This is a genomic window from Pseudomonas sp. K5002, from assembly GCF_013386655.1.
Lineage (GTDB): Bacteria > Pseudomonadota > Gammaproteobacteria > Pseudomonadales > Pseudomonadaceae > Aquipseudomonas.
Window position 1 is genome coordinate 1 of sequence record NZ_JACARK010000253.1, and the last position, 4,139, is coordinate 4,139.

Here is a 4,139-nt window from a genome sequence, read left to right on the forward strand (position 1 = left end):
ACGACAACGACACCTGCCGCAAAGTGCTGGTGCAGCAATGCACGGCCTGGGGCCTGAACGTGAGCGCCGTGCCTTCGGGCAAGGAAGCCCTGGCGCTGCTGCGCACCAAGGCGCACCTGCGGGACTATTTCGACGTGGTGCTGCTGGACCAGAACATGCCCGGCATGACCGGCATGCAACTGGCGGCGAAGATCAAGGAAGACCCGAGCCTGAACCACGACATCCTGCTGATCATGCTCACCGGCATCAGCAATGCGCCGAGCAAGATCATCGCGCGCAACTGCGGGATCAAGCGCATCCTCGCCAAACCCGTGGCCGGCTATACCCTCAAGACCACCCTTGCCGATGAGTTGACCCAGCGCAGCAAGGGCTCCGTGCAACCACGCCAGCCGGCGATCAGCGCGCCGGCCCCGGTGACCGTGCCGAGTGACTTCCGGATCCTGGTGGCGGAGGACAACAGCATCTCCACCAAGGTGATTCGCGGCATGCTCGGCAAGCTCAACCTGCAGCCCGACACCGCCAGCAACGGCGAAGAAGCCCTGCAGGCAATGAAGGCCCAGCGCTACGACCTGGTGTTGATGGACTGTGAAATGCCGATCCTCGACGGCTTCTCCGCGACCCAGCAACTGCGCGCGTGGGAGGTCAGCAACCAGCGGATTCGTACGCCAATCGTGGCACTCACCGCGCACATTCTTTCGGAACATAAAGAGCGTGCACGCCAGGCCGGGATGGACGGGCACATGGCCAAGCCGGTGGAGTTGTCGCAATTGCGCGAGCTGGTGGAGTACTGGGTGGCACAGCGCCAACAGCGCCCTGAGCACGCTCCCACCTGACCCATGCATGACGCAGATCAAAATGTGGGAGCGGCGGTGCGACGATTCGACTTGCTCGCGAAAGCGGTGCGTCAGCCACTACATGTTTGACTGATACACCGCTTTCGCGAGCAAGCCCGCTCCCACATTGGATTGTTGTCGCTTCACAGATAGCGCTCTGCCACAGGCCTGATAAACTCCCGCTCGCCCTCCTTCGCTGCGAGCTCCCACCATGCTCCACGTGCTATTCAGCGTTTACCTGAAGATGCTGGTGCTCTACAGCCCCTTCTTCGTGCTCTCCTGCTTTATCAGCCTGACTCGCGGGTACTCCAGCAAGGAGCGGCGGCGCCTGGCCTGGAAAGTGGCCCTCGCCACCCTGGTATCGAGCGTGTTGCTCTACCTGTTCGGCCGGGTGATTTTCAGTGTGTTCGGCATCACCGTCGACGCCTTCCGCATCGGCGCCGGCAGTGTGCTGTTCATCTCGGCCCTGGGCATGGCCCAGGGCAAGTCGGCGGTGCAGACCGACAACGTGCAGCAGGACGTGACCATCGTGCCGCTGACCATTCCCCTGACCGTCGGCCCCGGCACCATCGGTGCGCTGCTGGTGATGGGCGTCAGCCAGCCGCACTGGGACGACAAGATCACCGCGATCCTCAGTATCGCCCTGGCCAGCCTGACGGTGGGCGTGGTGCTGTACCTGTCCAACCGTATCGAACGCATCCTCGGCGACCAGGGCTTGCAGATTGTCAGCCGGTTGATGGGGCTGTTCGTGTGCGCCCTGGCCGCGCAAATCATCTTCACCGGTGTACGCGGTTACCTGGTGCCGTAGATCAAATCCTGTAGTTGGCGATAGCCAGGCGGACCTTGTCCCCTGCGCTGTCCCGCAGCCGTTGAATCGTGTCTTCGTTGACCACCGAGCTGTTCAGCACCAGGCACGTGCGGCCACTGAAGGCCTCGACGGATGCACTGTCCCACTCCAGAAACGGTATGCCCAGTTGCTTGCTGACGCCGTGGGAGCTGTACGTCACCAGCACCATCGAAACTTCCCCGGCGATTTCCGAGCAGGACGCCAAGCCGAAATCGCCACCGTCACGCGTGGTGGTATTTCGCTTGAATAACTCAAATGAGGCCGGGAGCTGCTTCAAGGCTTCAACCGCCTCCGCCACCCGTTTGGGCAATACACTGATCAGCGGCCCCGACAGAAACGTCGAGGCCACGGTGGCCGCCATCAGGTTCAGCGCCGCCAGCTGTACCGACAGCCCCTTGCGAGAGGTGTACACCCGCTCGAAACTGCTCCTGACCGGCATCCAGCCGAGGCTGCTCATGACCTTGATGAATTCGTTGTACCAGGCCTCTGTGCCCCGGGCGACCCGCAGCACATCGCTGACGTAGCTGCTCGCCAGCAGATAGCTTTTGCGGGTGTACTCCTTGTTGAGGCTGGTCATGCCTTGCACAAACGACATGACGCTGTTGTTCACCACCGCCGCGTCCAGCTCATCATCCGCCTCGGGCTTCACCGGCGCGCTCAACCCCGACGCCAGGCCGGGCGCGCCCGGAAGCCGGTAAGCGGCAATCAGCTTCCTCCTTTTTGCGCTGTTGATCCGTTTGTTGTTTCGCTCCATAGCCATTTCTCCATAACCCCCAACATGGGGCTCAACGCCAACACTAGTCGACTTGCCGGGGATTTTGAGCTGCTGGAAATTGACCACGGGACGCGCCACGACCCGCAGGAAAAATCACTGCAGGCGGCGCAGCTGAGTAAACGCTGGGGATGAGGCGGCGGCACACAAAAGCGCCGTGCTTTTCTTCAAGCCGTAGAGAAAGGTATGACTTGAGCCGATGCAAAAAAACCTCGGCAAGCAGACCTTTCCGGCATCAATGACTGACGTTTCAAGGCGGCCCCATGGCGGGGCCGCCGTTGTTTTCAGGAGGCGGGTTTCTCGCCGTACCAACGTGGCGTGTAGACCCACTCGCCACCACCTGCCCGCGCAAAGACGCAGGTGGTGGACGAACCGATCAGCACCATGGTGCGCATGTCCACCTGCTCCGGCGTCAGTTGCCCCAGGGTGGTGACTCGCAGGGTCTGGCCCGGGCGACCGATGTCACGGCCCAAGACCACCGGTGTTTCAGGCGTGCGGTGCTGCGCGACGATTTCCAGGGCGCGTCCCAACTGCCAGGGCCGCGCACGGGAGATCGGGTTATAGAACGCCAGCGCCAGGTCGGCCTGGGACGCCAGGTCCAGGCGCTTCTCGATGATCGACCAGGGTTTGAGGTTGTCCGACAGTGACATCACACAGAAGTCATGCCCCAGCGGGGCACCTGCCTGGGCCGCCGTGGCGAGGGATGCCGACACGCCCGGCAAAATCTCCAGGTCGACCTGATGCCAGGCCGGGTCGCTGGACTCGTGCAAGGCTTCGATCACCGCGGCGGCCATGGCGAATACACCCGGGTCACCCGAAGACACCACCACCACCGAACGCCCCTGCGCCGCCAGCTCAAAGGCATGACGCGCGCGCTGCATCTCTTCGCGATTGTCGGTGCAATGCTGGATCTGGTCCGCGCGGAACGGCCCGGCCATGCGCACATAGGTTTCGTAACCCAGCACGTCAGTGCAGCGGGCCAGCTCGGCTTTTACTGCCGGAACCATCAGTTCGGCAGCGCCGGGGCCCAGACCGATCACCGCGAGGCGGCCACGGGGACGACCGATCAGGGACAGGTCCAGAGGAGCCTCGGCCACCGTGATCGCAATGTCCGCCTGAGGCGCCAGATCGGCGAAGCGCAATGGCACGCCCAGCTCCAACGCCGCTTCGTGCAATGACGAATCGGCCATCTCCGTTTCAGCCGCCAGCAGGCAAGCCAGGGACTGCACGGCGAGCCCGGCATCCTGCAACGCCGCACGAATTCGCCCGGCCAGTTGCGGCCCCGGCTGGCAGGTAACCAACACCGTCTTCGGATAAATCAGCAACTCATTGGCCGCAGGTGTGCGCTCGGCACTGCCGACGTGAATCGCCAGGCGTGCCTGTTGATCCTGGGGCAAGTTGGCCTGATCCAGCCACGGCGCCGCGCCTTCAATGCGTACTGATTCGCCAGCCAGCAAATCCGAGACAAAGCGTTTGCCCAGCTCCAGATCCCCCAGTTGATAACCATGGGGCGGGTTAAGCAGGCAGGTACCAAAACGCAGCTCGCCACTGGTGGTGATCGCGGCGGCAACGTCCAGGGCAGCGGCGATTTCCCGCGCCATTACGTTTACGCCACCGAGGCCACCGAGCAGCGGCACTACCGCGCTGCCGTCTTCGGCGACGGCCAGTACAGCAGGCTCGACGCCCT

At 63.1% G+C, this 4,139-nt stretch carries 4 protein-coding genes; 2 read left to right on the forward strand and 2 right to left on the reverse strand.

Annotation, left to right across the window (positions count from 1 at the left end):
- Together HX846_RS13370 and HX846_RS13375 are read left to right on the forward strand one after the other, a co-directional pair.
- A partial coding sequence (locus HX846_RS13370; protein WP_178965533.1) for a response regulator occupies nucleotides 1-833 on the forward strand: 833 nt, incomplete at its 5' end.
- Between the two features lie 211 nt (nucleotides 834-1,044).
- On the forward strand, nucleotides 1,045-1,641 hold the full coding sequence (locus HX846_RS13375) for a MarC family protein (RefSeq protein WP_003217330.1): 597 nt from the start codon (nucleotides 1,045-1,047) through the stop codon (nucleotides 1,639-1,641).
- Nucleotide 1,642: 1 nt separating this feature from the next.
- Here the strand turns inward: HX846_RS13375 and HX846_RS13380 are convergent, their stop codons facing one another.
- A complete protein-coding gene (locus HX846_RS13380) occupies nucleotides 1,643-2,434 on the reverse strand; it encodes a hypothetical protein (RefSeq protein WP_003217332.1) in 792 nt (263 codons plus the stop codon).
- Between the two features lie 302 nt (nucleotides 2,435-2,736).
- Nucleotides 2,737-4,139 (reverse strand): precorrin-3B C(17)-methyltransferase (gene cobJ / locus HX846_RS13385; protein WP_178965534.1); only part of this gene is annotated, 1,403 nt, incomplete at its 5' end.

Excerpts from the sequence above, each read along its gene's own strand:
- HX846_RS13375 (WP_003217330.1), top strand. The coding sequence starts at position 1,045 with ATGCTCCACGTGCTATTCAGCGTTTACCTGAAGATGCTGGTGCTCTAC.
- HX846_RS13380 (WP_003217332.1), bottom strand. The coding sequence starts at position 2,434 with ATGGAGCGAAACAACAAACGGATCAACAGCGCAAAAAGGAGGAAGCTG.